Raw genomic sequence first — 22,758 nt, 5'->3', positions numbered from 1 at the left:
ATGTCTCGTCCCACCAGCCCCCGCGCCCACCGTGTCCCCGTGCGCCTGCGCCTCGCCGTCACCGGCCTGGCACTCGCGGGCCTCGTCGGCACGGTCATCGCCGACGCTCCGGCCGCCCAGGCGGTGACCTACCCCACGTGGGACGAGGTGAAGTCCGCCCGCGGCAAGGAATCCGCCAAGCAGGGGCAGATCACCGAGATCCGGGGCATCATCAGCGAACTCGACGCCAAGGTCGAGGCTGCCGAGGCGAAGGCGCAGAAGCTCGGCGACGTGTTCTACAAGGCACAGCGCAAGGCCCAGACCGCGGCCGAGAAGGAACAGCAGCTCCGCGCCGACGCGAAGGACCACGCGAAGGTCGCCGACCAGAGCGCCGCGCAGGCCGGGCAGTTCGCCGCGCAGATGTCCCGCTCCGGTGGCGCCGACGTCACCACCTCGGTGATCACCCAGGGCGAAGACGCCAGTGATCTGCTGTACAACCTCGGTGCACTGAGCAAGCTCTCCGAGCAGGCCGAGCGTGTGCAGGCCGCCGCGAGCGCCGACGCCGCCGTCGCCAGCTCGCTCGAGGCACAGGCCGACCGCGCCGCCGAAGCGCTGGGCGACCTCGCTGCCGAAGCCGAAGACCGCATGCAGGAAGCCCAGGCGGCGTCCGACGCCGTGCAGGCCGCCTACGACGAGCAGCAGTCGAACAAGGCCCGACTCGACGCCCAGCTCGCGACCCTGACCTCCGGCCGCGTCCGGACCGAAGCCGAGTTCGCCAAGGGTGAGCGCGTCCGCAAGGCGGCGGAGGAGAAGGCCGCACGCGAAGCCGCAGAGCGCGCAGCCGCCGCGCAGCGAGCAGCCGCCGCACAGGCCGCCGCGAACTCCGGCGGGGGCGCTCCGTCAGGCGGCGGCGCGACCGGCAGCAGCGGCTCGGGCGGCGGCGGTTCCGTCGGCGCGGGCTCCGGGACCGGCTGGGTCCGCCCGGCCAGCGGCTACGTGATCAGCCCCTACGGGTACCGCGTCCACCCGATCACCGGCGTCGTCACCATGCACGAGGGCACCGACCTGGCGAGCGGCTGCTACACGCCCATCGTCGCGGCCTCGGCCGGCACCGTCGACTACGTCGGCTGGTACGGCGGCTACGGCAACTACGTCCGCATCAACCACGGCGGCGGCGTGCAGACCGCGTACGGCCACATCGTCGACGGCGGCTTCCGGGTCGCCACCGGCCAGCAGGTCTCCGCGGGGCAGCTCATCGCGCTCGTCGGCTCCACCGGGGCGTCGACCGGCTGCCACAGCCACGTCGAGGTGCACATCAACGGCGCCACCACCGACCCGGTGCCCTTCATGGGCGCTCGCGGGGTCGCCTTCTAGCCGATCGGTTCCGGCTCCGGCTCGTCGATCCCGTCGTCGCCGGCGTTCCACAGCGCCCGGTACCAGGCGGTGCGCTCCGGGTCGTCCGGCAGCCCGTACGCCCGGTGGAACAGCGGCTCCCACCCGGGTCCGTAGTTCCAGCCGAGGGCCATCGTCGCCACCGCGATGTCGGCCCAGCGGTCCGCGACCCCCATCGCGTCCAGGTCGACGTGCCCGCTCCACCGCCGATCCGCACCGATGAGCGTGTTCGGCGTGCACGGGTCGCCGTGACAGACGACGATCCGGTCACTCGTCGGCTCCGGACCGAGACCGCCCGGGCCGCGCTCGGCGTCGGCGGCAGCGTCGGCGCTCGTCCCACGCGCGCGATCGAGCCGGTCCGCCGTGGACCACGTGAACGGGCAGTCGTCGACGGGCAGGGTGTCGTGCAGCGCGCGCAGGCCCTCGCCCACCGCGACCACCGCGGTCCGGGGTTCGTCGTGCCAGCGCGGGTCGACGGCGCTCCACCCGTGCACGGCACGGGTGTGCAGCCAGACGCCGTCGTCGTCAGCGCCGTGGTCGAGCACTTCGGGCACCCGGGCGTACCGGGACGCCCACGTCAGCCGCGCGGCCTCGCCGCTGATCCACGATCCGTAGGCCTGCGGCAGCACCTTCACGAACTCCTCGGCGTGCGCGTCCGGCCCGATGCGGAACGTCGTCCCGCCGATCTGGTTGTGCCAGACGAGGGCGACCTCACGCCCTCGCGCGACTTCGGTGACGATGCGCGGCACCGGGACGGTCTCGCCCGGCCGGGGCAGCCCACCGATCGAGCGCACCACGGTGACGCTCAGTGCACGCGGTCCGGGCGGGACGACCCCGACCCACCACGGGCGATCTCGAGCAGCACCGGCAGGCGTTCGCCGAGCAGGGCGTCCAGGTCCGCGACGACGGCCTCGACCCGTTCGGTGATCTCGCGCGGCGCGGCACCCCGGCGCGGACGGACCCGCACCCGGATCGCCCGGCCACCACGGACCCGGTAGACGTCGACGGCGAGCGAGCCGACCTGGGGCATGTCGCCGATGGCCGAGGAGAGCGCGTGCTGCACGGCCGTGGACTCGATGCGCACGGAGCCGGCGACGCCGTCGGCCGAACCGTCGCTGTCCACGACGGTGCTCTCGCGGCCACCGCCGAGCGTCGTCAGCACGACGAGTGCGAGCACGCCGAGCACGACGCCACCGCCGAGCACGCAGGTCCACGCGAACACCGAGTCGTCACGCGACGCCCCGGTGCCGAGTCCGGCGAGGGCATCGCCGACCGTGCGCCACCACGATGCGACGAGGGGCAGGCCCTGCGCGGTCTGCACCAGGATCGCGGCGACCCCGGCGACGAGCAGGACGAGCCCGAGCACGACGAGCGCCGTCCGGCCGAGCCCGCGGTTCGTGGCGTTCATCCGTCCACCCGCCCGGTCGGCTGCACCCGGACCCGCGCGGCCAGCGTCGGCTGCGCGTCGATCGCGGCGAACTCCCGCTCCACGGCCTCGGTCGCGGCGACCGCGGGGACGTCCACCCCGGCTGCGGGACGGAGCACGACGTCGACCGTGCGGCGACCGACGGTGCCCACGGCGGCGTCGGCGCCCAGACGGGTCGCGGAACGGGCGGCTCGGGCCGCGGCGGAGGCCAGGACCTCGTCGTCGACGACGACTGCGAGCCGGTCGGACGACATCACGTGCCGCGGACGGCGCTGGGGCAGGATCCCCTGCAGCAGGAGCACGAGGCCGATCAGGGCCACGACGGCGCCGATGCCGATCACGATGGTGGTGTCGAGGCCGTCCGGCGCGGCGAGCGCGGCGTCGATCACGGCACGGGGGTCGACACCGAGCACGTTCTGGTCGAGCAGGACGAGTGCGCCGGCGAAGACCGCGGCGGCGGCGAGCACCATGGCGATGAGCATCGCGACGACGACTGCGCCGGAGCGGGAGACGTGGGTCTCGCGGCGCAGCAGGCGGCGGTGGGTGGCGAGGTGGTCGTCGTGCGACGGGCCGGCGGGGACGACCGGATCGGGGTTGCCGCCGGCGGGGTCGACGGCTGTCGCGGCGGTCACCGGACCCTCCGCGGGGTGTCCACGACCGACGAGGCGAAGGTCACGGTCACGCGGGCGACCTGTCGGCCTGTGATGGTCCGGAAGCGCTCGGCGATCGTGCCGCGAGCCCGGTGCGCCGCGGCGACGACGGGTTCGTCGGGGAGTGCGTGCGAGCCCAGCACCGGCAGGGCGAGCGGGGCGGTGATCTCGACCGCCAGCGCGCCGCGGCCGTCGTCCGCGACCCGGGCACGGACCTCCCGGAAGGCAACGCGCAGCGCTTCGGCGGCGACCGCCTGGGCGGTGTGCACCAACGCGGACGTACCGATGCGGTCGGAGCCGCGGAGCCGGACGCCGCTGTCGCCGGCCGTGGCGACGGCGGCGTCGCTCACGACGAGCTCCGGCGTCCGCGCAGCACGTCGAGCAGGCGCCGGAAGTCGACGTCACCCGTGACGATGCGGGCGACCAGTGCACCGACCGCCATGCAGACGGCGACGACGACGAACGCCCAGAACCCGAGCGTCACGGCGACGATCGCGAGCAGGGCGCCGGTGCCCATCCCGACGACGGTGGCGTTCACCGGACCCGACCGTCCCGGGTGTCGAGCTCGTCCGCGACGCCGTTGAGCGCCGGGATGTTCACGTCGTTGATGGCGATGTTGACCTCGGTGACCTCGAGGCCGACGAGTTCGGTGACGGCGTTCGTGACGGCGGCACGGACCGCGGAGGCGACCTCCATCATCGGCGTCGGGTAGTCCACGACGATGGTCAGGTCGACGGCCACCTGGGTCTCACCGACCTCGACGCGGACGCCCTGGCCGAGCGCGCTCGAGCCGATGGCGTCGCGGATGGCGCCGAACGCCCGCGAGGCGTTGCCGCCGAGCGCGAAGACGCCGGGGACGTCGCGGGCGGCGATGCCCGCGACCTTCGCGACGACCGTGTCGTCGATGATGGTCCTGCCCTTGGCGGTGACCTGCGTCGTGGTGGTGCCGGCGGGCTGGGTGCTCCCGGCCCCGGTCCCGAGCGTGGCCCCGGTCGTGGTCCCGTCGACGCGGTTGGTCGTCGATGCCATTGCTGCCTCCGTGCGGTCGATTGCTGGCCTCCAGCGAACACCATCGTGCCGTACGCCGCACAGGCGGCGCACGTCCCGCCCGACCATGCCGCTGGTCTCGCCGACCTCGTCGTCAGTCGGCACCGGTAGGTTCTTGTTCCATGCGCGTGGCGACCTGGAACGTGAACTCCGTCCGCACCCGAGTGGGTCGGATCGTCGACTGGCTGGTGCGTGAGGACGTCGACGTCCTCGGCATGCAGGAGATCAAGTGCAAGCCGGAGCAGTTCCCGGTCGAGCAGTTCGAGGCCGCGGGGTACCACGTCGAGGCGCACGGCCTGAACCAGTGGAACGGCGTCGCGTTCGCCAGCCGGCTGCCGATGGAGGACGTCACCCGCGACTTCCCCGGCCAGCCCGGCTTCCTGAAGGGCCACGAGGGGCCGGACCTGCCGGTCGAGGCCCGCGCGATCGGCGTCACGGTCGACGGCGTGCGGCTCTGGAGCCTCTACGTGCCGAACGGCCGCGAGCTCGGCGATCCGCACTACACGTACAAGCTCGACTGGCTCGCCCAGCTGGCCGACCGCACCTCGGAGTGGATCGAGGCGTCGCCGGAGACCCCGCTCGCGCTGATGGGCGACTGGAACGTCGCACCGCTCGACCAGGACGTCTGGGACATGCGGGTCTTCGAGGGGTCCACCCACGTCAGCGAACCCGAGCGGGCAGCGTTCCGCGAGTTCGAGGCGCGGGGCCTGCAGGACGTCGTGCGCCCGATCGTGCCCGACGGCTACACCTACTGGGACTACAAGCAGCTGCGGTTCCCGCGCAACGAGGGCATGCGCATCGACTTCGTCCTCGGTTCGCAGGCCTTCGCGGACGTCGTCACCGACGCCTCGATCCACCGGAACGAGCGCAAGGGCGACGCCCCGAGCGACCACGTCCCCGTGGTGGTCGACCTCGACCTGGACACGTCGCTCGACGACGACCGCCCGATGATCTTCTGATCGGAGTCGGCTCACCGGCCCGGCCCGGCCCGGCCCGGGATCGGCGTCCGTCCGGCTCTGTTACGCCCGGCGTCCGCCGTGATTGAGCCGTCCGTCACGCCGACGTAGGTTTCCTGCACCGAACCCCTTCGAGAGCAGGTGAAGCCATGTCCCGCACGACGATCCTTCCCATCCAGCGCCTCATGGCGACCGCGGCCCCCGGTGCGTGGCGCGACGGCATCGTCGTCGAGACCCGCGCAGCCGACGCCGTGGTGCTGTTCCTCGACGGGAGCATCACGCAGCTGCGGGTGGCGGACGCCGACGGCGTCCTGTCGGTCGGCGAGCCGGTCGCCCACCACCCGGTTGCAGAGATCCTCAGCGCCGGCGGTCGACAGACCACCGCACGCGTCGCGTAGCGCGCACGCGTCGGGGAGCGCGCACGGAGCGGGTCAGGCCGCCATCGAGTCGAGCATCGCCTGGCACTTCGACACCATCTCGTCGCAGGCCATGGCGCAGTAGCGGCACGACTCGTCCATGTCCTGGTGCTGGCGGCACTCGGCGGCACACGCGGTGCCCATCGCGACGACGGCCATGAGCATCGCCTGCATCGCGGCGGTGTCCATCCCCATCGGACGCATCATCATCCGCATGCCGGTGTCGGCGAGCATCGCCGTGTTCGAGCACATCGCGGCGCAGGTGGCCATCTCGCCGCCCATCCGCATGTCGGCCGCGGAGCACATCGTCGCCGCCATCGACGCGGCGTTCATCGCCATCATCGTGTCCTGCATCATGTCCATGTCCATCTCCATGGGCATGTCCGTCATCGACATGTTCTTCATCATCGCCATCGTGTCCATCGCCGGTCTCCTCGTCGTGGTCATCGGTCACGAGGCGGTCCGCCCCGCGTGCCCGCCAGGGTACGCGCGTGCCGTCCGCGCTTCGTGAGCAGGAATGGTCGGGTCCGCGACCGCCACCCGACCGTTCCTGCTCACCATCCGCGGTGGTCGCCACCACAGCCGGACGGGAGGCCCGGTGCACCCCCGCCACGGGCCTCCCGTCCGCCCCGCGGCGCGTCCACGGCGCGGAAGACGCCGGCGTGTCCGCAGGACGCCCGCAAGAGCGCGAGACGCCGCCGAATGCGGCGGCGTCTCGGCGACATCGAGGCGTCTCGACAACACGACGGCGTCTTCCGGGCGGCCACACGCCGGCGTCGCGCGTCCAGGGCGCGCTACGGGTGCAGCAGGGCGGCGATCGCGACGAGCACGGGCACCGAACCGAGCGTCGAGATGAGCACGACGTCGCGCGCGACCGGGACCGCGGCCCCGTACCGCTGCGCGTAGTTGAAGACGTTCTGCGCCGCCGGCAGGGCGCCGAGGGTGGTGAGCACGAAGACCTCCTGGTCGCCGAGCCCGAACACGAACCGGGCGAACACGAACGCCACGGCCGGCATCACCACGAGCTTGATCGACGACGCCACGATGACGTCGGTCCGGATCGCCGGGTCCCGCAGCGGGGTCGCACCGTGCAGGCTCATCCCGAACGACAGCAGCACGACGGGCACCGCGGCCGCGCCGACGAGCGAGAACGGCTCGAGCACCGGGTCGGGCAGCGTGATCCCGGTCGCCGAGCACACCAGCCCGACGAGCGAGGCGATGATGATCGGGTTCCGGAACGGCCCCGCGAGCCGCCGCCCCCATCCGCCGCCACCCGCGGTCGCCGCGTCGAGGATCGTCAACGCGATCGGGGCCATCACGACGAGCTGCAGCAGGATCACGGGCACGACCGCGGTCGCCTGGCCGAGGACGTACACGGCCACCGGCAGCCCGATGTTGTTCGCGTTCACGTAGCTCGACGCCAGGGCGCCGACGGTGGTCGTGGTGACGGGGCGGCGCAGCACGAAGCGGAACACGGCGGCGGCACCGAGGGCGACCACGGCGGCACTCAGCAGCGAGACCCAGAGCATCGAGGACAGCAGCGACGCGATGTCGGCGGTCGCGATGGTGTGGAACAGCAGGCACGGCATCAGCACGAAGAACGCGAGCCGACTCATCACGAACTGCGCGTGCGGGCCCAGCAGGCCGATGCGTCCGACGACGTACCCACCGGCGATGATCGCGCCGATGATCGCGAAGCCGGTCAACACGCCACCCATCCCGTCCATCCTGGCACCTGCCGGCGGGGATGTGACGTCACTCAGGTCGGAAATGCGTACGCATCGAATACCGTTGAGCGCATCATGACCTCGACGAACGCCGACACCCTCACCCGGTCCACCGACTCCAGCCAGCCGCTCGTGCCGCTGCTCGAGGAGCGCTGGAGCCCCCGCTCCTACGACGAGACCGCGACGATCTCGGACGACCAGCTCGACGCCGTCCTCGAGGCCGCTCGCTGGGCACCCTCGGCCATGAACTTCCAGCCCCGCCGCTTCATCGCCGGCCGCCGCGGCACCGAGACGTTCCGGAAGATCAACGAGAACCTGCTCGGCTTCAACGCCGCCTGGGCCTTCCGCGCCAGCGCCCTCGTCGTCGGCGTGCTCGAGACCGTGACCGCCGACGGCGAGGAGCGCCCCTTCGCGCAGTACGACCTCGGCCAGTCGCTCGCCGCCCTCACCGTGCAGGCGCACGCCGAGGGCCTGCACGTGCACCAGATGGCGGGCATCGACGCCGCCGGGCTCCGTGCCGCGTTCGACCTGCCCGAGCGCTTCCTGCCGTACACCGTCACGGCCGTCGGCACCGTCGCGCACCCGTCGCAGCTCGACGACAAGGCCGCCGAGCGCGAGGTCGCCCCGCGCACCCGCATCCCCCTCGACGAGGTCGTCCTCGTCAAGGAGTGAGCTCCGGCGGCACCGCCGCCCGCGATCGCCACGACGGCCGCGTCCCTGCGGGGGCGCGGCCGTCGGCGTACCATGACGTGACATGGATCAGCACCAGGACGACGCCCCGCCGGAGATGAACTTCTACACCCGGAAGTGGGTGCGACCGGAAGACCTCAACGCCAACGGCACCCTGTTCGGCGGCAGCCTGCTCCGCTGGATCGACGAGGAAGCCGCGGTCTACGCGATCATCCAGCTCGGCAACGGCAAGGTCGTCACGAAGTACATGTCGGAGATCAACTTCCTGTCCTCGGCGAAGGAGGGCGACATCGTCGAGATCGGCCTCGTCGCCACCCGGTTCGGCCGCACGTCGCTGACCATGCGGGCCGAGGCGCGCAACCTCTTCACGCACCGCAGCATCCTGACGATCGACGAGGTCGTGTTCGTGAACCTCGACGAGGACGGCAACCCGGCCCCGCACGGCTACACGGACATCACCTACGCGCGCGACCGGGTCCCCGCCACGCACCGCGCGTGACCCCGCAGACTTCGCGCAGCACCGGGGTGCCCGGATGGTCGCACCCTGCGGGTGGTCGGCGGGCTCTGGCAGGATCGGGGGCATGACCACGCCCCGCCTCGTCGCCTTCGACCTGGACGACACGCTCGCCCCGTCGAAGTCCTCCCTCGACCCCCGCATGCTCGAGACCTTCGCGTCCCTGCTCGAGGTCGTGCCGGTCGCGGTCATCTCCGGCGGCAACTTCACCCAGTTCGAGCAGCAGCTGGTCACCCCGCTCCGGCAGCGCGACGGCCTGACGCTCGACGCCCTGCACCTCCTGCCCACCTGCGGCACCCGGTACTACCGCTGGGAGGACCAGGACTGGGCGCTGCAGTACGCCGAGGACCTCACCGACGAGCAGAAGGACCGCGCCCTCGCCGCGGTCGAGGCCCGTGCGAAGGAAGCCGGGTACTGGGAGTCGGAGACCTGGGGCGCCATCCTCGAGGACCGCGGGTCGCAGATCACGTTCTCCGCCCTCGGCCAGTCCGCCCCGGTGGACGTCAAGAAGCAGTGGGACCCGACCGGCGAGAAGAAGGACCACCTGCGCCGCCTGGTGCAGCAGGACCTGCCCGACCTCGAGGTCCGCTCGGGCGGCTCCACCAGCATCGACATCACCCGCAAGGGCATCGACAAGGCCTACGGCATGCAGCGTCTGGCCGAGATCACCGGCATCGCGCTCGACGACATGCTCTTCGTGGGCGACCGGCTCGACCCCGAGGGCAACGACTACCCGGTGAAGGCGCTCGGCGTCCCCTGCCACGCGGTGCAGGGCTGGGAGGACACGGACGCGTTCCTGACGGAGCTCATCCCCACCCTGCGCTGACCGCGCGGCGGACGGGAGGCCCGTGGCGGGCCCGCACCGCGCCTCCTGTCCGTCCCCGGTCGCGTCCAGAGCCGCGAACGCGACCGACGCGGCCGGGCGCTCAGCCCAGGCTGCGGACGGCCTCGACGAAGGCGCGGATCTTGGCGGGGTCCTTGACGCCGCGCTCGGACTCGACCCCGCTCGACACGTCGACGCCGTCGGGGTCGAGCGCCTCGACCGCGGCGACCACGTTGGCCGGGGTCAGCCCGCCGGCGAGGATCCAGGCCTCGTCCACGCCCTCGATGGTGGCCGGGTCGATCAGGCGACCGCTGCCGGGCACGGCGGCGTCGAGCAGCAGCAGGTCGTGGTCGAACGCGGCGCGCTGCTCGGGCGTCTCGCGCAGGTAGTCCTCGGCCGCGATGGCCCGGATGGTGAAGAAGCCGGCGTCGCGCGCGCGGGCGAAGTCGGACGCCGACTCGCCACCGTGCAGCTGCAGCGTCGTGAGCCCGACCTCGGAGGCGATGCCGACGATCTCGTCGATCTTCTGGTCACGGAAGACCCCGACGGCGTCGATGCCGTCCGGCACCCGCTCGACGAGTTCCTTCGCCAGGTCGGCGGTGACGGTCCGGGGGCTGCCCGCCGCGAAGACGAACCCGACGGCGTCGGCACCCGCGTCGACGGCGGCGTCCACGGTGTCGGGCGTCGACAGGCCACAGATCTTGATCCAGCGCTGGTCGGTCATGCTGTCCATCCTGCCAGGGCGCTCCGGTGCCCGGAGCACGGAGCCGCCGAGCGGGTCAGTGCAGGGCGCCCGCGACGTAGGCGGCCACGCAGGCCGCGGTGACGCCGAAGGCCGCGAAGGACCCGACCAGGACGTTCCGCCGACGCCAGCGCCGCACCGCCGAGAACGTGCCGCGCCTGGCGTGCCGGTGCGCGGCACGGTGCATGCGGTGGTCGCGCTGGTGCTTCACGCGTTCCGGACCGAGCGGCACCGGGCCGGTGATCTGGGTGGAGCCGCCGCGCAGCGCGTTGGCGATGGCGACCGCCGTGGGTCGGCGCTCCGGGTCGCGGGCGGTCATCCGGCTGAGCAGCTCGCGCCACTCGTCGGCGACGTCGTCCGGGACCTCCGGGTCGCGGCGGAGCCGGGCGAGTGCGGCCTCGATGAGGGTGCCCGAGTACTCCTGCTTGCCGGTCAGCGCCTCGAGCAGGACGAGTCCGAGCGAGTACACGTCGGTGGCGAAGCTGATCGGTTCGCCGGCGACCTGCTCCGGGCTGAGGTAGGCGGCGGTGCCGATGACCGTGCCGTCGTTCGTCAGGCGGGAACCGTCGACGAAGTGGGCGACGCCGAAGTCGGTGAGCTTGACCGTGCGGGCGAACCCGGACGAGCCCTCGTCGCTGATCAGGATGTTGGCGGGCTTGACGTCGCGGTGCACGATGCCGCGCGAGTGCACGTAGGCCAGGGCGTCGGCGAGCTGCGCACCGAGGTCGGCCACCTCGTAGTTGTGCAGGGCTCCCTCGGACAGACGGCGGAGCAGCGTCGTGTCGGCGATGAGCTCCATCACGATGAACCGGTGCGGGCCGTCCTCGAACTCGTGGGTGCCGGCGTCGTACAGCGGGATGAGGCCCGGGTGGGAGAGCATGCTGAGCAGCCGGATCTCGCGCTCCTGGCGGACACGGTCGGCGGTGGTCATCTTGTCCGGGGTCGCGAAGAGCTTCACGGCCACGGCCCGGTACGTGTGCTCGTCACGGGCTTCGTAGACGGATCCCATGCCGCCGGTGCCGATGAGCTTCACGAGCCGGTACCGCGCAGAGAGGACGGTGTCCGCCCGCGCGCTGTCCAGCAGGGTCATGGTGTCCGTCGTCCCGTCCGGAGCCCGTGGTTCCGCGGCGCCTGCCGGCGTGTGGGCTCAGGGGAAACGGTACGCGTCCGACTCTCGATCCGCATGGCCGTTACGACATCGTGATCGCCGTACTTCCCTGAGTTCCCGGGGATCGACGGGGTACAGTCCGACCTCCACCAGGACGAGGAATCGCGCAAGGAGGACAGCATGGCGTTGTCGAAGGGTGACGAGGTGCACTGGAACACCTCGCAGGGCAGGACGACCGGCACGCTCGTGCGGAAGCGGACGAGCGACTTCGAGTTCGACGGGCAGCACTTCAGGCCGACCGACGACGACCCGTACTGGATCGTCGAGTCGGAGAAGAGCGGCAAGCAGGCCGCCCACAAGGAGTCGGCGCTGACGAAGGCCTGAGGCTCAGTCGCGGGCGGGCTCGGCGCGACGACGACCCCGGGCACCGCCCACTGCAGGGCTGCCGGCGGCGGCGTCGTGGTCGTCGTCGGGGCCGCCCGTGCGCCGCTCGGCGCGGACACGGCGGACCCGGCGCACGACGAAGGTCACCACGACCGCGGCGATCGCGACGTAGAGCACGCGGTCGATCCACTCGGTGTACGCCTCGACCTGGTCGTACTGCGACCCGAACGCGGCACCGAGCAGCACGAGCGCGCTGTTCCAGATGCCGCTCGCGATGATCGTGAACACCGAGAACGTGCCGAGGTGCATGCGGTCGGCGCCGGCCGGCAGCGAGATGAGGCTGCGGACGATCGGGACGAACCGGCCGAAGAACACCGCGCTCTTGCCGTGCCGGTGGAACCAGCCGGCCGCCTTGCGGAAGTCGTCCTCGTCGACGAGGGGCAGCTTGCCGAACCACCGCGTGGTGCGTTCGAACCCGATCTTCGCGCCGAGCCAGTACAGCACCAGGGCCCCGAGGTACGAGCCGATCGTCGCCAGCACCAGGACCAGGACCAGGTTCATCTGGCCGGCACCCGCGAGGAACCCGGCCAGCGGCAGGATGACCTCGGACGGGATGGGCGGGAACACCGTCTCGACGAAGAGCATCAGCCCGACGCCCCACTCCCCCAGCGCGTCGATCAGCTGCAGCACCAGGCCGGAGAGGCCGCCGAGGTCCGACGGGGCGGGGGAGTCGCCACTGGCGACGGTCATGGCACGGGCGGTCACGGCAGTCGTCATGCCCCCAGCATCCCTGAACGCCCTGTCAGGACCCGGCACGCTCCCTGGGTGTCAGCCGAGTCCCATGTGGGCGGACCGGACGTGTGCGAGCGACCGCGCGAGTGCACCCCGGGCGACGGCGTCGCGACCGACGGTCGACGGGGCGAACACCACCGGGTGCCGGAGCTGTGGCGTGACGATCTCGTCGAGCGCGGCGCAGAACACCTCGGCAGCCGGCAGGACCTCGCCACCGACGACGACGACCTCGGGGTCGATCGTCGTCACGAGCTGCACGACGCCGGGTGCCACGTCGGCGGCGAACGCACGGACGGTCTCGACGGCCGACACCGAGCCCTGGGCCGCCGCCGCGAAGACGGACTCGAGGTCCGTGCCGGACGGGATCCGGGCCTCCAGGCGGGCGGGTGCGGCGGGCCAGCCCGTCGAGGCGATGCCGCCCATCTCCCCGGCCGCACCGCGCGCACCGCGCGCCAACGAGCCGTCGACCACCAGCGCGGCACCGATCTGCCGACCCATCACCAGGTACAGGGCGTCCCGGACGCCGTGGAACCGCCCCCACCGCGCCTCGGCCGTGGCCGCCAGCTTGGCGTCGTTGTCGAAGAAGGTGGCGACCCCGGGGAAGAGGTCCTGGATCCGGCCGGGCACCCGCCGCTCGACCCACTCCGGCACCGCGACCGTGTAGTCGATCGCGCCGTCTCGGTCGACGACCGCCGGCACACCGAACGTGGCACCGAGCACCGGCGCACCACCGGCGGAGCCGCCGACCGTGCCACCGACGGGCGCCGTCAGCCGACGGACGACGTCCTGCACGCTCGACCAGGCCTGTTCGGCGTCGGCGAGGTCGGTGTAGCGCTCCTCGACGCGGGCGAGCGTGACGCCGCGCAGGTCCGCGCGCACGCCGACGATCCCGTGCAGGCCGAGGTCCACGCCGAGCACGGAGCCGGCCGACGCGTCGGCCGCGAAGCGCTTGGCCCGACGACCGGCCTTGTTCGGGGTGGCGATCGCCTCGGCCTCGGTCACCCAGCCCTCGTCGACCAGATCGGCGAGCGCCGCCTCGACCGTGGGGCGGGAGAGCCCGACCGTGCGCCCGAGCTCGGTGACCGTGCGGGAGACGTCGTCACGCAGGAGCTCGTCGAGGATCGCCCGCGAGTTCATCTGCCGCAGGACCCCCGGGGTCGTCCCGACGGCGCCCGGGATCGTTGACACGGTCTGCTGCACGGTCATAGCCTCCACATTACGAAAGATCATTGAGGAATGGTGGCTCCGACATGCTCGTCCCACGACCGCACCGCACCGCTCCCGGTGTCGGGGCCTTCGCGATCACCCCGTCGACCCGGATCGCCGCCGACCCGGCGAGCGAGTCCGTCCGACTGTACCTGCAGCAGACCCTGCGGGGATCGACCGGGCTGCCGGTGCGGGACGCCCTCGACGACACGGCACCGGGGGCCGGCACGATCGCGCTGCGCGTCGCCGACGACCCGTCCCTGCCCTCGGGCCCGACGACGCCGGAGGGCGACCGGGCGGAGTCGTTCCGCCTCACGGTGACGCCGGACGGCATCGACGTCGTCGGCGGTTCGCCCGCCGGGGTCTTCTACGGTGTGCAGGCCCTGCTGCAGCTGCTGCCCCCGGACGTGTACCGCCGCGGCCGGGTCGCGACCGGTCCGTGGTCCGTCCCCGCCGTGGTCGTCGAGGACGCCCCCGCCTTCGCCTGGCGTGGCGTGATGCTCGACGTCGCCCGGCACTTCCGGACGAAGCACGAGGTCATGCGGGTGGTCGACCAGCTCGCCGCGCACCGGATCAACCGCCTGCACTTCCACCTCACCGAGGACCAGGGGTGGCGCATCGAGATCCGGAAGTACCCGCGCCTCACCGAGGTCGGTTCCTGGCGTCGGGAGTCCCAGGTCGGCGCGCACATCCCCGGGCCGGACGGCACACTCGTCGTCGCCGGGTTCGACGGCCGCCCGCACGGCGGGTACTACACGCAGGACGACGTCCGCGAGATCGTGGCGTACGCGGCCGACCGGTTCGTCACCGTCGTCCCCGAGATCGAGACCCCCGGGCACGTCCGCGCGGCACTGGCGGCCTACCCGTCGCTCGGCGTCACGGGCGAACCGGTCGAGGTGTGGACGGAGTGGGGCATCGCCGACGACGTCCTGAACGCCGAGGACGCCACGATCGACTTCTTCAAGGACGTCCTGGACGAGGTCATCGCGCTCTTCCCCTCCGGCTACATCGGCATCGGCGGCGACGAGTGCCCGAAGGTGCAGTGGGAGACCGACCCCCGCACCCAGGAGCGCATCCGCGAGCTCGGGCTGCAGGACGAGGAACAGCTGCAGGCCTGGATCATCGGACAGCTCGCCGCACACGTCGAGTCGCACGGCCGGCGGGCGTTCGGGTGGGACGAGATCCTCGAGGGCGGCACGCTCGACCCCTCGGCGACCGTGGTCTCCTGGCGCGGGCTGACCGGCGCACGGACCGCCGCCCGCCGCGGGCACGACGTCATCTCGTCGCCGGACGACCAGGTGTACCTCGACTACCGCCAGAGCGACCTGTCGACCGAGCCGATCCCGGTGTCGATCGTGCTCACCGTCGACGACGTCTTCGCCTTCGACCCGGTGCCGTCGGGGCTCACCGACGACGAGCGCGCCCACGTCATCGGCGGCCAGGGCAACATGTGGACGGAGCACGTCGACTCCGCCCGTCGGCTCGACTACCAGCTCTTCCCCCGCGTCGCCGCCCTTGCCGAGGCACTGTGGTCGGCCGACGTCACCGGGCCGCGCGACCTCGCCGAGTTCCGCGGACGCCTGGCCGAGCACACCGCCCGGCTCGAGGCCATGGGCATCGAGTACCGGCACGAGGCCGGGCCGTTCCCGTGGGAGCAGCGGCCGGGCGTGCCGGGGCGCCCGCACTCGCGCGATGAGCGTGCGGCGTACATCGACGCGGTCACGGCGAACATCGCCGACTGACCTGTTGACATTTCACATGTGAGAGGTTCACACTGGGGAGGACTTCACGGAGGAGACCCCCATGCCACAGCGCAGCATCCCCGGCCTCGACGGGCTCGACATCGACGCACTGATCGGGGATCGACAGCCCGAGGCCGAGCTCGAGATCACCGTCGACTTCGTCCGGGGCCGGTCGGTGCTGATCACGGGCGCCGGCGGCTCGATCGGCAGTGAACTCTGCCGACAGCTCGTCCGGTTCGAGCCGGCGGAGATCATCATGCTCGACCGCGACGAGACCGCCCTGCAGCAGGTGCAGGTCTCCGTGGACGGTCACGGGCTCCTCGACACGAAGAACGTCGTCCTCGCCGACATCCGCGACGCCGACGCCATCCGCGACATCATGCTGACCCGCCGGCCCGACGTCGTCTTCCACGCCGCGGCGCTGAAGCACCTGCCGATGCTCGAGCAGTACCCGGACGAAGGCTGGAAGACGAACGTCCTCGGCACCCTGAACGTCCTCCGCGCCGCTGCTGCCGCGGGCGTGGGGACACTCGTGAACATCTCGACCGACAAGGCCGCGAACCCGACGAGCGTGCTCGGGTCGACCAAGCGCATCGCCGAGCGGTTGACCGCCTGGACCGCCGCCGACACGGGCCACGACTACGTGTCGGTCCGGTTCGGCAACGTCCTCGGCAGCCGCGGTTCGATGCTCCCGCTCTTCGCGGAGCTGATCCGTGCCGGACGGCCCCTCACCGTCACCCACCCCGACGCCACCCGCTACTTCATGTCCATCCCCGAGGCGTGCCACCTCGTGATCCAGTCGGCTGCGATCGCCCACCCCGGCGAGGTCCTCGTGCTCGACATGGGTGCACCGGTCCGGATCCTCGACATCGCACGGCGCATGCTCCAGGCGACGGGGAGCCCGTCCGACATCGTGTTCACGGGCCTGCGGGCGGGCGAAAAGCTCCACGAGGACCTCATCGGACGCGGCGAGACCGAACGCCGCCCCGTGCACCCGAAGATCACCCACACCTCGGTCGCGCCGATCGCGCCGTGCGACGTCGACGAGTGCGTCCCCGGCCAGGTCGACCCGTCGGCACTCGCGATGGCCGCCTGACCGGCGCACGTCCGGCCCGCGACGCAACCGGACGACGGACGGGAGGCCCGGTGCCAGCTGGCACCGGGCCTCCCGTCCGTCGTGTTCTGCGGTCGACTACGCGGCGACCGGTGCGCGCTGGCCCACCGTCTCGCCTGCCACGGCAGCCTCGCTGCCCGCTGCGGCCTCGTCGACGGGGCGACGACGGACCCACTTCTTCAGGGCGACGAGCACCAGCGCGGACACCACGGTCCCCGCCAGGATCGCGACGACGAACATCAGGACGTCACCGATCGCGAAGAAGACGAAGATCCCGCCGTGCGGCGCTCGCGAGGTCACGCCGGCAGCCATCGAGATCGCACCCGTGATCGCGGCACCGACCATCGACGCCGGGATGACGCGCAGCGGGTCGGCTGCGGCGAACGGGATCGCACCCTCGGAGATGAAGGACGCGCCGAGGAGCCACGCGGCCTTGCCGTTCTCGCGCTCCGGCTTCGTGAAGCCCTTGCGGTAGAGCACGGTCGAGGCGAGCGCGAGTGCGAGCGGCGGCACCATGCCGGCCGCCATGACGGCGGCCATGATCTCGAACGGCACCACGTTCGTGGCGGTCCCGGCACCGAGCCCGGCGACGGCGAACGCGTACGCCACCTTGTTCACCGGACCACCGAGGTCGAACGCCATCATCAGCCCGAGGATGATCCCGAGCAGGACGGCCGAGGCACCCGACAGGGAGTTGAGCCAGGCGGTGAGCTCGGTCATGACCCAGGCGATCGGGCCACCGAGCACCAGGAGCATGAGGCCCGAGGCGATGATCGACGCGAACAGCGGGATGATCACGACCGGCATCAGGCCACGCAGCCAGCGCCAGGTCGGGATCCGCCCGATCCAGTACGCGGCGGCGCCGGCGATGAGGCCACCGACCAGGCCACCGAGGAACCCGGCGTTCATGAAGACCGCGATCGACCCGGCGACGAAGCCCGGCGCGATGCCCGGACGGTCGGCGATGGCGTACGCGATGTACCCGGCCAGTGCGGCGACCAGGAACCCGAGCGACACCTGTCCGATCTGGAACGCGGCGGCGCCGAGGTAGTAGCCGAGGCCCTCCGGCGGCAGGTTCAGCAGCGTCGAGTTCGTCAGCGTGTAGGCGGCGTTGCTCATGCCCGAGTCGCCGTGGTTCAGCGCGATGCCGTACCCGGAGAGCAGGAAGCCGAGCGCGATGAGCAGCCCGCCGCCGGCCACGAACGGGATCATGTAGCTGACGCCGGTGAGGAGCCAGCGCTTGAGCGACTGGCCGAAGTGCTCGTTCTTGGCGGGGGACTCGCCCTCGACGGCGGCACCACCCTGCACGCGTGCGGCGTGCGGGTCCTCCGAGGCGCGGATGGCCTCGGCGATCATCTTGTCGGGCTCGTCGACACCGCGCTTGACGGGCCCGGACACCAGCGGCTTGCCGGCGAACCGACCGCGGTCGCGGACGTCGACGTCGACCGCGAACACGACGGCGTCGGCACGGGCGATGAGGGCCGGGTCGAGGGGTTCGACCTGCGAGGACCCCTGCGTCTCGATGTGCATCTCGGCACCGGCACGCTGGGCGGCGGCGACGAGGGCGTCGGCCGCCATGTAGGTGTGCGCGATACCGGTCGGGCAGGCGGTGACGCCGACGAAGACCTTGCGGCCCGCCTCCGGCGCGGTGGCCGGTTCGGAGGCACCACTCGCCTTCCCGACGCCTGCCTCGGCCACTTCGCCGCTCACCTCGTTGTCGACCAACCGGACGATCTCGTCGGGGGTGGTCGCGGCACGGAGCGCGGCCGTGAAGTCCTCGCGGATGAGCGCGCGGGCCAGGGTCGAGAGGACCGTCAGGTGGTCCTTGTCCGCCCCCTCGGGCACGGCGATCATGAAGACGATGTCGGCGTCGCCGTCCGGGGCGCCGAACGGTACCTTCCGGGCCAGGCGCGAGAACGCCAGCGTCGGCTCGGACACCGACGCCGACCGGGCGTGCGGGATGGCGATGCCACCGGGGACGCCCGTTCCGACGCTCGCCTCGCGCTTGATGGCGTCGTCGGCGAGTGTGGCACCGTCGGCGGCGCGGCCGGTCGCGGCGACGCGGTCGGCGAGCACCCGGATGACGTCGGTCGACGTGGCGCCGAGGTCCTCGTCGAGGCCGACGAGCTGTGCGCTGATGAGGCGCGGACTCGAGTCTGCGGACATGTGCTTGCTCCTTCGCAATGGCGCTGATCGCGCGGTGGTGCAGGTGTTCGTGGGGTGGTCGGGCGGGGTGGGGAGGGGATCAGGCGGGCTCGGGGGCCGGGTGCGTGCGGAGCACCCGGACGGAGACCGCCGTCGGGTCGGTGTGGTCGAGTGCCGGCACGTCGCTGCCGGGCAGTGCTGCGGCCGCGGCACCGGTGGCGACGGCCTGTGCGAGACGCTGCTCGGGTGCGGCTCCGGCGACCTCGGCGAGCAGGTAGCCGGCGAGGGAGGAGTCCCCCGCTCCGACGGTCGACCGGGCGACGATCTTCGGTGCAGCGGCGGCGAACGCGCCCTCGTCGGAGACCAGCACGGCGCCGGCGCTGCCCAGGGTGAGCAGGACCGTGCCGACGTTCTTCCGCCGCAGCCGCTGGGCTCCGGCGACCGCGGCGTCGAGGTCGCGCTCGTACTCCTCGGGGTCGCCGCCGACGACCTCGGCGAGTTCCTCGGCGTTCGGCTTCACCAGGTCGATCCGTTCGCCGGACTGCAGCAGCGCGGTGAACGGCACCCCGGACGAGTCGACGGCGATCCGGACGTCCGCACCGTGGCGGGCACGGACGGCCCGGACGAGCACGGCGAGTGCGTCGTCGGGCAGACCGGGCGGCAGCGACCCGGCGACCACGACCCAGCGTGCGGCGGGGCCGGTGGCGGTCGCAGCGGCGGTGTCGGCGACGAGCGCAGCGAGGTCGTCGAGGCGGCCGGCGAGCGAGGGGCCGGGTTCGTTGAGCTTCGTCGTGGTGCCGGTCGGCTCGGTCACGGTGACGTTCGAGCGGAGGGGCGCCCCGATCGGCAGCGCGGCGGTCGGGATGCCGCGGGTGGCCAGGCCGAGCAGGACCGGGTCGAGCTCGTCGCCGGGCAGGACGGCGACGGTGTCCCCGCCGCTCGCGACGACCACGCGGGAGACGTTGACGCCCTTGCCGCCGGGTTCGGCGGTGGACCGGGTCGCACGTTGGACGGCGCCACGCTGCAGTTCACCGGCGAGCTCGATCGTGCGGTCGAGGGACGGGTTCGGGGTGACCGTGACGATGCGGGCGTTCATGCGACGACCACCTCGACGTCGGCGTCGGCGAGCGCGCCGGCGAGGTCGGCCGGGGGCTGTTCGTCGGTGACGAGCGTGTCGATCTCGTCCAGGCGCGCGAACCGCATCAGGGCCTCCACGCCGTGCTTGGCGGCGTCGGCGAGCACCACGGCCCGTCGGGCGGCGAGCACGTAGGCGCCCTTCACGGCGGCCTCGTACTCGTCCGGGGTGCTCAGACCGAAGCCGGCGGACAGGCCGTTCGTGCCGATGAACGCCACGTCGGGCCGGAGCGCACCGATCTGCTCGACGGTGGCCGTGCCGACGGCGGCGCTCGTGACGCCACGGACGCGGCCGCCGAGCAGGTGCAGTTCGAGGTGCTCGCTGTGCTGCAGGGTCGCGGCGATCGGCACCGAGTTCGTGATGACGGTGATGGTCGAGCCGGCGACCTCGGGCTCCCAGCGGGCGAGTTCGGAGGCGACGGCGGCGCAGGTGGTGCCGGCGTCGAGGGCGATCGAGCCGGTGAAGGTCGGCGGCACCAGGCGCATCGCGGCGCGGGCGATGGCGGACTTCGCGGTGCCGTGCTGGCCCTCGCGCTCGGCGACGCTGAGTTCGACGACGCTCGAGCGGCCGACGGGGACCGCTCCCCCGTGCACCCGGCGCAGGACCCCGGCGGACTCGAGGGCGTCGAGGTCACGGCGAACGGTCTCGGTGGTGACGTCGAAGTGCTCGGCCAGACCGGCGACCGACACGCGACCGGCGGACTGCAGCTCGGCGGCGATGGCGGTGTGCCGCTCGGTTGCGTACATGCCCGAACTCCTTCGTTCCGTTGGGTTTCGAGCACTGTACGTCTGAAACCCACAAGAACGCAACCGTTCCGTCACGCAACCAACACGTCCACAGGTGCCGGTCGTCCGAGCGCTACCCCTTCACGGCACCCGCCGTCATCCCGCTCACCAGCCGGCGCTGCACGATGAGGAAGAACACCACGACCGGGATCGAGAACAGCACGCTCGCCGCCATCAGCCCACCGAAGTCGGTCCCCTTGTTCGTCGAGAACCCGGCGAGCCAGACCGGCAGCGTGTACATCCCCTGGTCCTTGAGCATCACGTACGCGATCAGGTAGTCGTTCCACGCCGCGATGAACGCGAACACACTCGTCGCGATGACCCCGGGCATGACGAGCGGGAACAGCACGCTCCACAGGATCCGGAAGGTGCCGGCGCCGTCCACCTTCGCGGCCTCCTCGATCTCGACGGGGACGGCCACGAAGAAGCCGCGCATCACCCAGATCGAGAACGGCAGCACGCTCGCCACGTACGCCAGGATCAGCCCGACGTAGCTGTTCAGCAGCCCCAGGGTCTGGAACGACAGGAAGAGCGGGATGAGCAGTGCGCCCGACGGGATCATCTGCACGAACAGGATCGCGACCAGGATCGCCCGCCGTCCGCGGAACCGGAACCGCGACAGTGCCGCCGACGCCAGGAACCCGACGACGATCGACAGCAGCACGGCCGCCACCACGACGATGGTGGAGTTCCGCAGGTAGACGAGGAAGCCCTCCTGCGTGAGCGCCCGCGTGAAGTTGTCGAGCGTCGGGTGCAGCGGCGCCCAGATCGGGGTCATCGTGGTGACCTCGTCGGCGGGCTTGAAGGCCGTGTTCACCATCCAGTAGATCGGGAACACCCAGACCAGGCAGAACACCACGGCGATGGTGTTCGCGACGATGCGCGGCTTGCGTTTGCGCACCCGCACGGGGCCCGGCGCGGAGACGCTGCCCGCGCGGGGCGCCGTTCTCGAGACGGTCACAGGTCCTCCTCACCGCTGCGGACGAGCCGGCGGATGTAGTAGCTGGTGAGCACCCCGAGGATCAGGGTCGAGATCACGGCGATCGCCGCGCCCTGCCCGTAGGCGTTGGACACGAACGACTGCACGAAGGTCCAGATGCCGAGGGTCAGCGTGGCCTCCTCCGGTCCGCCGCGGGTGAGCAGCCAGATCTGGTTGAAGACGTTGAAGTCCCAGATCACCGACAGGATCGACACGAGCAGCAGCGTCGGCGCGAGGGCCGGCAGCGTGATCGCGCGGTACATCGTCCACACCGAGGCCCCGTCGAGCGCACCGGCCTCGTAGTACTCCGGCGCGATCTGGGACTGCGCGGCGTACAGCGTCAGCGCCACGAACGGCACGGCCTGCCAGATGACGAGCGTCAGCACGATCGTGTACGCCTGCCCCGGATGCGAGGCCCAGTTGTCCTGCGTGTGGTCGCCGAACACCCGCAGCTGCGTGATGAGCCAGTTGAGCACGCCGTAGAACGGCTGGAAGAGCCACTGCCAGACCAGGCTCGAGGCCACGTTCGGCATCGCCCAGGCCAGCACGAGCACGACACTGACGACCGTGCGCATCGCGACCCCGAGACGGGTGAGCAGCTGCGCCACCCCCATGCCGATGACGATCGTGCCGAGGACCATCGCGCCCGTCACGAGCACGGTGCGCAGGATGACCGGCCAGAACGACGCGTCGGTCAGGACGTCCGTGTAGTTCGTCAGCCCGGTGAACCCGGCCTGCCCGGTGAAGATCGCCCGCAGCCCGTAGTCCTGGAACGAGATGACGACGAGCCGGACGAGCGGGTAGACGACGAGGGCCAGGAGCAGCAGCGCCGCCGGGGCCAGCAGGACGAGCGGCGCCCGCGACCCGACCGGCGACCGACGACCCGTGCCCCGCCCGCCTCGACGGGAACCCCGCGACGGACCCTGAACCGGTCCGCCAGCCCGCCCGCCGGTGACCGGCGCGGACTGCTCCGCGTCGGTCACCGGCTCCGCAGTGGACGTCATCG

Annotated in this window: 27 protein-coding genes; 10 read left to right on the top strand and 17 right to left on the bottom strand. The window is 72.0% G+C overall.

The genetic code is table 11. From position 1 onward, the window contains the following. On the top strand, positions 1-1,353 hold the full coding sequence (locus DEJ12_RS09085) for a M23 family metallopeptidase (protein WP_111029745.1): 1,353 nt from the start codon (positions 1-3) through the stop codon (positions 1,351-1,353). Here the strand turns inward: DEJ12_RS09085 and DEJ12_RS09080 are convergent. Genes DEJ12_RS09080 through DEJ12_RS09060 form a run of 6 tightly spaced genes read right to left on the bottom strand, consistent with a single transcriptional unit; the run spans position 1,350 to position 4,476 of the window. Continuing rightward, positions 1,350-2,168 (bottom strand): aminoglycoside 3'-phosphotransferase, encoded by an 819-nt coding sequence (locus DEJ12_RS09080; RefSeq protein WP_111029744.1) that lies wholly within the window; start codon positions 2,166-2,168, stop codon positions 1,350-1,352. The two genes, DEJ12_RS09085 and DEJ12_RS09080, sit on opposite strands and share 4 nt — an antisense overlap. Before the next feature lie 8 nt (positions 2,169-2,176). Beyond that, positions 2,177-2,779 carry a hypothetical protein gene (locus DEJ12_RS09075; RefSeq protein WP_111029743.1) on the bottom strand — a complete coding sequence of 201 codons (603 nt, stop codon included), beginning with the start codon at positions 2,777-2,779 and terminating at the stop codon, positions 2,177-2,179. Continuing rightward, on the bottom strand, positions 2,776-3,429 hold the full coding sequence (locus tag DEJ12_RS18005; protein ID WP_181433167.1) for a hypothetical protein: 654 nt from the start codon (positions 3,427-3,429) through the stop codon (positions 2,776-2,778). Before DEJ12_RS18005 ends, DEJ12_RS09075 begins: the two co-directional genes overlap by 4 nt. Continuing rightward, the gene (locus DEJ12_RS18000; RefSeq protein ID WP_181433166.1) at positions 3,426-3,797 is read right to left on the bottom strand and encodes a hypothetical protein; all 372 of its coding nucleotides are present in this window, start codon (positions 3,795-3,797) and stop codon (positions 3,426-3,428) included. Before DEJ12_RS18000 ends, DEJ12_RS18005 begins: the two co-directional genes overlap by 4 nt. After that, positions 3,794-3,985: a DUF2273 domain-containing protein gene (locus DEJ12_RS09065; protein ID WP_027464859.1), complete on the bottom strand. Its 192-nt coding sequence runs from the start codon at positions 3,983-3,985 to the stop codon at positions 3,794-3,796. The genes DEJ12_RS18000 and DEJ12_RS09065 overlap by 4 nt, the downstream gene beginning before the upstream one ends. After that, complete coding sequence (locus tag DEJ12_RS09060) at positions 3,982-4,476, bottom strand: Asp23/Gls24 family envelope stress response protein (RefSeq protein WP_110858766.1); 495 nt, start codon at positions 4,474-4,476, stop codon at positions 3,982-3,984. The genes DEJ12_RS09065 and DEJ12_RS09060 overlap by 4 nt, the downstream gene beginning before the upstream one ends. Positions 4,477-4,616: 140 nt before the next feature. Between DEJ12_RS09060 and DEJ12_RS09055 the strand changes: the two genes are divergently transcribed. Then, a complete protein-coding gene (locus DEJ12_RS09055; protein WP_110864246.1) occupies positions 4,617-5,453 on the top strand; it encodes an exodeoxyribonuclease III in 837 nt (278 codons plus the stop codon). Positions 5,454-5,599: 146 nt separating this feature from the next. After that, entirely contained in the window at positions 5,600-5,848 is a 249-nt protein-coding gene (locus DEJ12_RS09050; RefSeq protein ID WP_027464862.1) for a hypothetical protein, read from the top strand. Between the two features lie 33 nt (positions 5,849-5,881). On the opposite strand, the gene DEJ12_RS09045 is transcribed toward DEJ12_RS09050, so the two are convergent. Then, positions 5,882-6,229: an aldehyde dehydrogenase gene (locus tag DEJ12_RS09045; protein WP_232536581.1), complete on the bottom strand. Its 348-nt coding sequence runs from the start codon at positions 6,227-6,229 to the stop codon at positions 5,882-5,884. On the opposite strand from DEJ12_RS09045, the gene DEJ12_RS17995 reads away from it, so the two are divergent. Then, on the top strand, positions 6,228-6,377 hold the full coding sequence (locus DEJ12_RS17995) for a hypothetical protein (protein ID WP_181433171.1): 150 nt from the start codon (positions 6,228-6,230) through the stop codon (positions 6,375-6,377). The genes DEJ12_RS09045 and DEJ12_RS17995 overlap by 2 nt on opposite strands. Before the next feature lie 283 nt (positions 6,378-6,660). On the opposite strand, the gene DEJ12_RS09040 is transcribed toward DEJ12_RS17995, so the two are convergent. Next, the gene (locus DEJ12_RS09040; RefSeq protein ID WP_111029741.1) at positions 6,661-7,584 is read right to left on the bottom strand and encodes an AEC family transporter; all 924 of its coding nucleotides are present in this window, start codon (positions 7,582-7,584) and stop codon (positions 6,661-6,663) included. A gap of 84 nt (positions 7,585-7,668) precedes the next feature. Here DEJ12_RS09040 and DEJ12_RS09035 point away from each other — a divergent pair, with 84 nt between their 5' ends. From DEJ12_RS09035 to DEJ12_RS09025, 3 genes are all read left to right on the top strand, one after another. Further along, positions 7,669-8,265 (top strand): nitroreductase family protein, encoded by a 597-nt coding sequence (locus DEJ12_RS09035; RefSeq protein ID WP_027464865.1) that lies wholly within the window; start codon positions 7,669-7,671, stop codon positions 8,263-8,265. An 82-nt stretch (positions 8,266-8,347) separates the two neighbouring features. After that, on the top strand, positions 8,348-8,782 hold the full coding sequence (locus DEJ12_RS09030; RefSeq protein WP_017886352.1) for an acyl-CoA thioesterase: 435 nt from the start codon (positions 8,348-8,350) through the stop codon (positions 8,780-8,782). Positions 8,783-8,864: 82 nt separating this feature from the next. Continuing rightward, the gene (locus DEJ12_RS09025; protein WP_071404337.1) at positions 8,865-9,623 is read left to right on the top strand and encodes an HAD-IIB family hydrolase; all 759 of its coding nucleotides are present in this window, start codon (positions 8,865-8,867) and stop codon (positions 9,621-9,623) included. 100 nt (positions 9,624-9,723) lie between these two features. Here DEJ12_RS09025 and DEJ12_RS09020 read toward each other — a convergent pair whose 3' ends face one another. Together DEJ12_RS09020 and DEJ12_RS09015 are read right to left on the bottom strand one after the other, a co-directional pair. Continuing rightward, positions 9,724-10,344 (bottom strand): phosphoribosylanthranilate isomerase, encoded by a 621-nt coding sequence (locus tag DEJ12_RS09020; RefSeq protein WP_071404336.1) that lies wholly within the window; start codon positions 10,342-10,344, stop codon positions 9,724-9,726. Between the two features lie 55 nt (positions 10,345-10,399). Then, on the bottom strand, positions 10,400-11,452 hold the full coding sequence (locus tag DEJ12_RS09015) for a serine/threonine-protein kinase (RefSeq protein ID WP_111022754.1): 1,053 nt from the start codon (positions 11,450-11,452) through the stop codon (positions 10,400-10,402). Between the two features lie 198 nt (positions 11,453-11,650). On the opposite strand from DEJ12_RS09015, the gene DEJ12_RS09010 reads away from it, so the two are divergent. Next, positions 11,651-11,854, top strand: coding sequence for a DUF2945 domain-containing protein (locus tag DEJ12_RS09010; RefSeq protein ID WP_027464869.1), 204 nt, complete (start codon positions 11,651-11,653; stop codon positions 11,852-11,854). Positions 11,855-11,857: 3 nt separating this feature from the next. Here the strand turns inward: DEJ12_RS09010 and DEJ12_RS09005 are convergent, their stop codons facing one another. Both DEJ12_RS09005 and DEJ12_RS09000 read right to left on the bottom strand, forming a co-directional pair. After that, positions 11,858-12,631 (bottom strand): DedA family protein, encoded by a 774-nt coding sequence (locus DEJ12_RS09005; RefSeq protein WP_258370618.1) that lies wholly within the window; start codon positions 12,629-12,631, stop codon positions 11,858-11,860. A gap of 51 nt (positions 12,632-12,682) precedes the next feature. Further along, positions 12,683-13,852, bottom strand: a complete 1,170-nt coding sequence (locus DEJ12_RS09000; protein ID WP_181433165.1) for an ROK family transcriptional regulator — start codon at positions 13,850-13,852, stop codon at positions 12,683-12,685. A 44-nt stretch (positions 13,853-13,896) separates the two neighbouring features. Here DEJ12_RS09000 and DEJ12_RS08995 point away from each other — a divergent pair, with 44 nt between their 5' ends. Further along, on the top strand, positions 13,897-15,594 hold the full coding sequence (locus DEJ12_RS08995) for a beta-N-acetylhexosaminidase (RefSeq protein ID WP_111029738.1): 1,698 nt from the start codon (positions 13,897-13,899) through the stop codon (positions 15,592-15,594). A gap of 61 nt (positions 15,595-15,655) precedes the next feature. Next, the gene (locus tag DEJ12_RS08990) at positions 15,656-16,690 is read left to right on the top strand and encodes a UDP-N-acetylglucosamine 4,6-dehydratase family protein (protein WP_110864239.1); all 1,035 of its coding nucleotides are present in this window, start codon (positions 15,656-15,658) and stop codon (positions 16,688-16,690) included. A gap of 96 nt (positions 16,691-16,786) precedes the next feature. On the opposite strand, the gene DEJ12_RS08985 is transcribed toward DEJ12_RS08990, so the two are convergent. From DEJ12_RS08985 to DEJ12_RS08965, 5 genes are all read right to left on the bottom strand, one after another. Then, a complete protein-coding gene (locus DEJ12_RS08985) occupies positions 16,787-18,874 on the bottom strand; it encodes a fructose-specific PTS transporter subunit EIIC (RefSeq protein WP_111029737.1) in 2,088 nt (695 codons plus the stop codon). A 79-nt stretch (positions 18,875-18,953) separates the two neighbouring features. Continuing rightward, positions 18,954-19,949 carry a 1-phosphofructokinase family hexose kinase gene (locus tag DEJ12_RS08980; RefSeq protein ID WP_111029736.1) on the bottom strand — a complete coding sequence of 332 codons (996 nt, stop codon included), beginning with the start codon at positions 19,947-19,949 and terminating at the stop codon, positions 18,954-18,956. Then, entirely contained in the window at positions 19,946-20,734 is a 789-nt protein-coding gene (locus DEJ12_RS08975; protein ID WP_071404329.1) for a DeoR/GlpR family DNA-binding transcription regulator, read from the bottom strand. Before DEJ12_RS08975 ends, DEJ12_RS08980 begins: the two co-directional genes overlap by 4 nt. Before the next feature lie 112 nt (positions 20,735-20,846). Next, complete coding sequence (locus DEJ12_RS08970; RefSeq protein WP_239001397.1) at positions 20,847-21,734, bottom strand: carbohydrate ABC transporter permease; 888 nt, start codon at positions 21,732-21,734, stop codon at positions 20,847-20,849. Further along, entirely contained in the window at positions 21,731-22,756 is a 1,026-nt protein-coding gene (locus DEJ12_RS08965) for a carbohydrate ABC transporter permease (RefSeq protein WP_111029735.1), read from the bottom strand. The genes DEJ12_RS08970 and DEJ12_RS08965 overlap by 4 nt, the downstream gene beginning before the upstream one ends. Positions 22,757-22,758 lie beyond the last annotated feature (2 nt).

It is taken from the genome of Curtobacterium sp. MCLR17_059 (genome assembly GCF_003234665.1).
GTDB lineage: Bacteria > Actinomycetota > Actinomycetes > Actinomycetales > Microbacteriaceae > Curtobacterium > Curtobacterium flaccumfaciens.
Note: the sequence above shows the minus strand (reverse complement) of the source record. Positions and strands in the feature narration are given on the sequence as shown.

What these genes read in the sequence shown, in the direction of transcription:
- DEJ12_RS08975 (WP_071404329.1), bottom strand. Translation starts at nt 20,734, where the DNA reads ATGTACGCAACCGAGCGGCACACCGCCATCGCCGCCGAGCTGCAGTCC.
- DEJ12_RS09085 (WP_111029745.1), top strand. Translation starts at nt 1, where the DNA reads ATGTCTCGTCCCACCAGCCCCCGCGCCCACCGTGTCCCCGTGCGCCTG.
- DEJ12_RS09030 (WP_017886352.1), top strand. Translation starts at nt 8,348, where the DNA reads ATGGATCAGCACCAGGACGACGCCCCGCCGGAGATGAACTTCTACACC.
- DEJ12_RS08985 (WP_111029737.1), bottom strand. Translation starts at nt 18,874, where the DNA reads ATGTCCGCAGACTCGAGTCCGCGCCTCATCAGCGCACAGCTCGTCGGC.
- DEJ12_RS09005 (WP_258370618.1), bottom strand. Translation starts at nt 12,631, where the DNA reads ATGACGACTGCCGTGACCGCCCGTGCCATGACCGTCGCCAGTGGCGAC.
- DEJ12_RS08995 (WP_111029738.1), top strand. Translation starts at nt 13,897, where the DNA reads ATGCTCGTCCCACGACCGCACCGCACCGCTCCCGGTGTCGGGGCCTTC.
- DEJ12_RS09000 (WP_181433165.1), bottom strand. Translation starts at nt 13,852, where the DNA reads ATGACCGTGCAGCAGACCGTGTCAACGATCCCGGGCGCCGTCGGGACG.
- DEJ12_RS09020 (WP_071404336.1), bottom strand. Translation starts at nt 10,344, where the DNA reads ATGACCGACCAGCGCTGGATCAAGATCTGTGGCCTGTCGACGCCCGAC.
- DEJ12_RS09055 (WP_110864246.1), top strand. Translation starts at nt 4,617, where the DNA reads ATGCGCGTGGCGACCTGGAACGTGAACTCCGTCCGCACCCGAGTGGGT.
- DEJ12_RS08965 (WP_111029735.1), bottom strand. Translation starts at nt 22,756, where the DNA reads ATGACGTCCACTGCGGAGCCGGTGACCGACGCGGAGCAGTCCGCGCCG.
- DEJ12_RS09035 (WP_027464865.1), top strand. Translation starts at nt 7,669, where the DNA reads ATGACCTCGACGAACGCCGACACCCTCACCCGGTCCACCGACTCCAGC.
- DEJ12_RS09050 (WP_027464862.1), top strand. Translation starts at nt 5,600, where the DNA reads ATGTCCCGCACGACGATCCTTCCCATCCAGCGCCTCATGGCGACCGCG.
- DEJ12_RS17995 (WP_181433171.1), top strand. Translation starts at nt 6,228, where the DNA reads ATGTCCATCTCCATGGGCATGTCCGTCATCGACATGTTCTTCATCATC.
- DEJ12_RS08990 (WP_110864239.1), top strand. Translation starts at nt 15,656, where the DNA reads ATGCCACAGCGCAGCATCCCCGGCCTCGACGGGCTCGACATCGACGCA.
- DEJ12_RS09040 (WP_111029741.1), bottom strand. Translation starts at nt 7,584, where the DNA reads ATGGGTGGCGTGTTGACCGGCTTCGCGATCATCGGCGCGATCATCGCC.
- DEJ12_RS09060 (WP_110858766.1), bottom strand. Translation starts at nt 4,476, where the DNA reads ATGGCATCGACGACCAACCGCGTCGACGGGACCACGACCGGGGCCACG.
- DEJ12_RS08980 (WP_111029736.1), bottom strand. Translation starts at nt 19,949, where the DNA reads ATGAACGCCCGCATCGTCACGGTCACCCCGAACCCGTCCCTCGACCGC.
- DEJ12_RS09025 (WP_071404337.1), top strand. Translation starts at nt 8,865, where the DNA reads ATGACCACGCCCCGCCTCGTCGCCTTCGACCTGGACGACACGCTCGCC.
- DEJ12_RS09075 (WP_111029743.1), bottom strand. Translation starts at nt 2,779, where the DNA reads ATGAACGCCACGAACCGCGGGCTCGGCCGGACGGCGCTCGTCGTGCTC.
- DEJ12_RS09015 (WP_111022754.1), bottom strand. Translation starts at nt 11,452, where the DNA reads ATGACCCTGCTGGACAGCGCGCGGGCGGACACCGTCCTCTCTGCGCGG.
- DEJ12_RS09010 (WP_027464869.1), top strand. Translation starts at nt 11,651, where the DNA reads ATGGCGTTGTCGAAGGGTGACGAGGTGCACTGGAACACCTCGCAGGGC.
- DEJ12_RS09045 (WP_232536581.1), bottom strand. Translation starts at nt 6,229, where the DNA reads ATGGACATGATGCAGGACACGATGATGGCGATGAACGCCGCGTCGATG.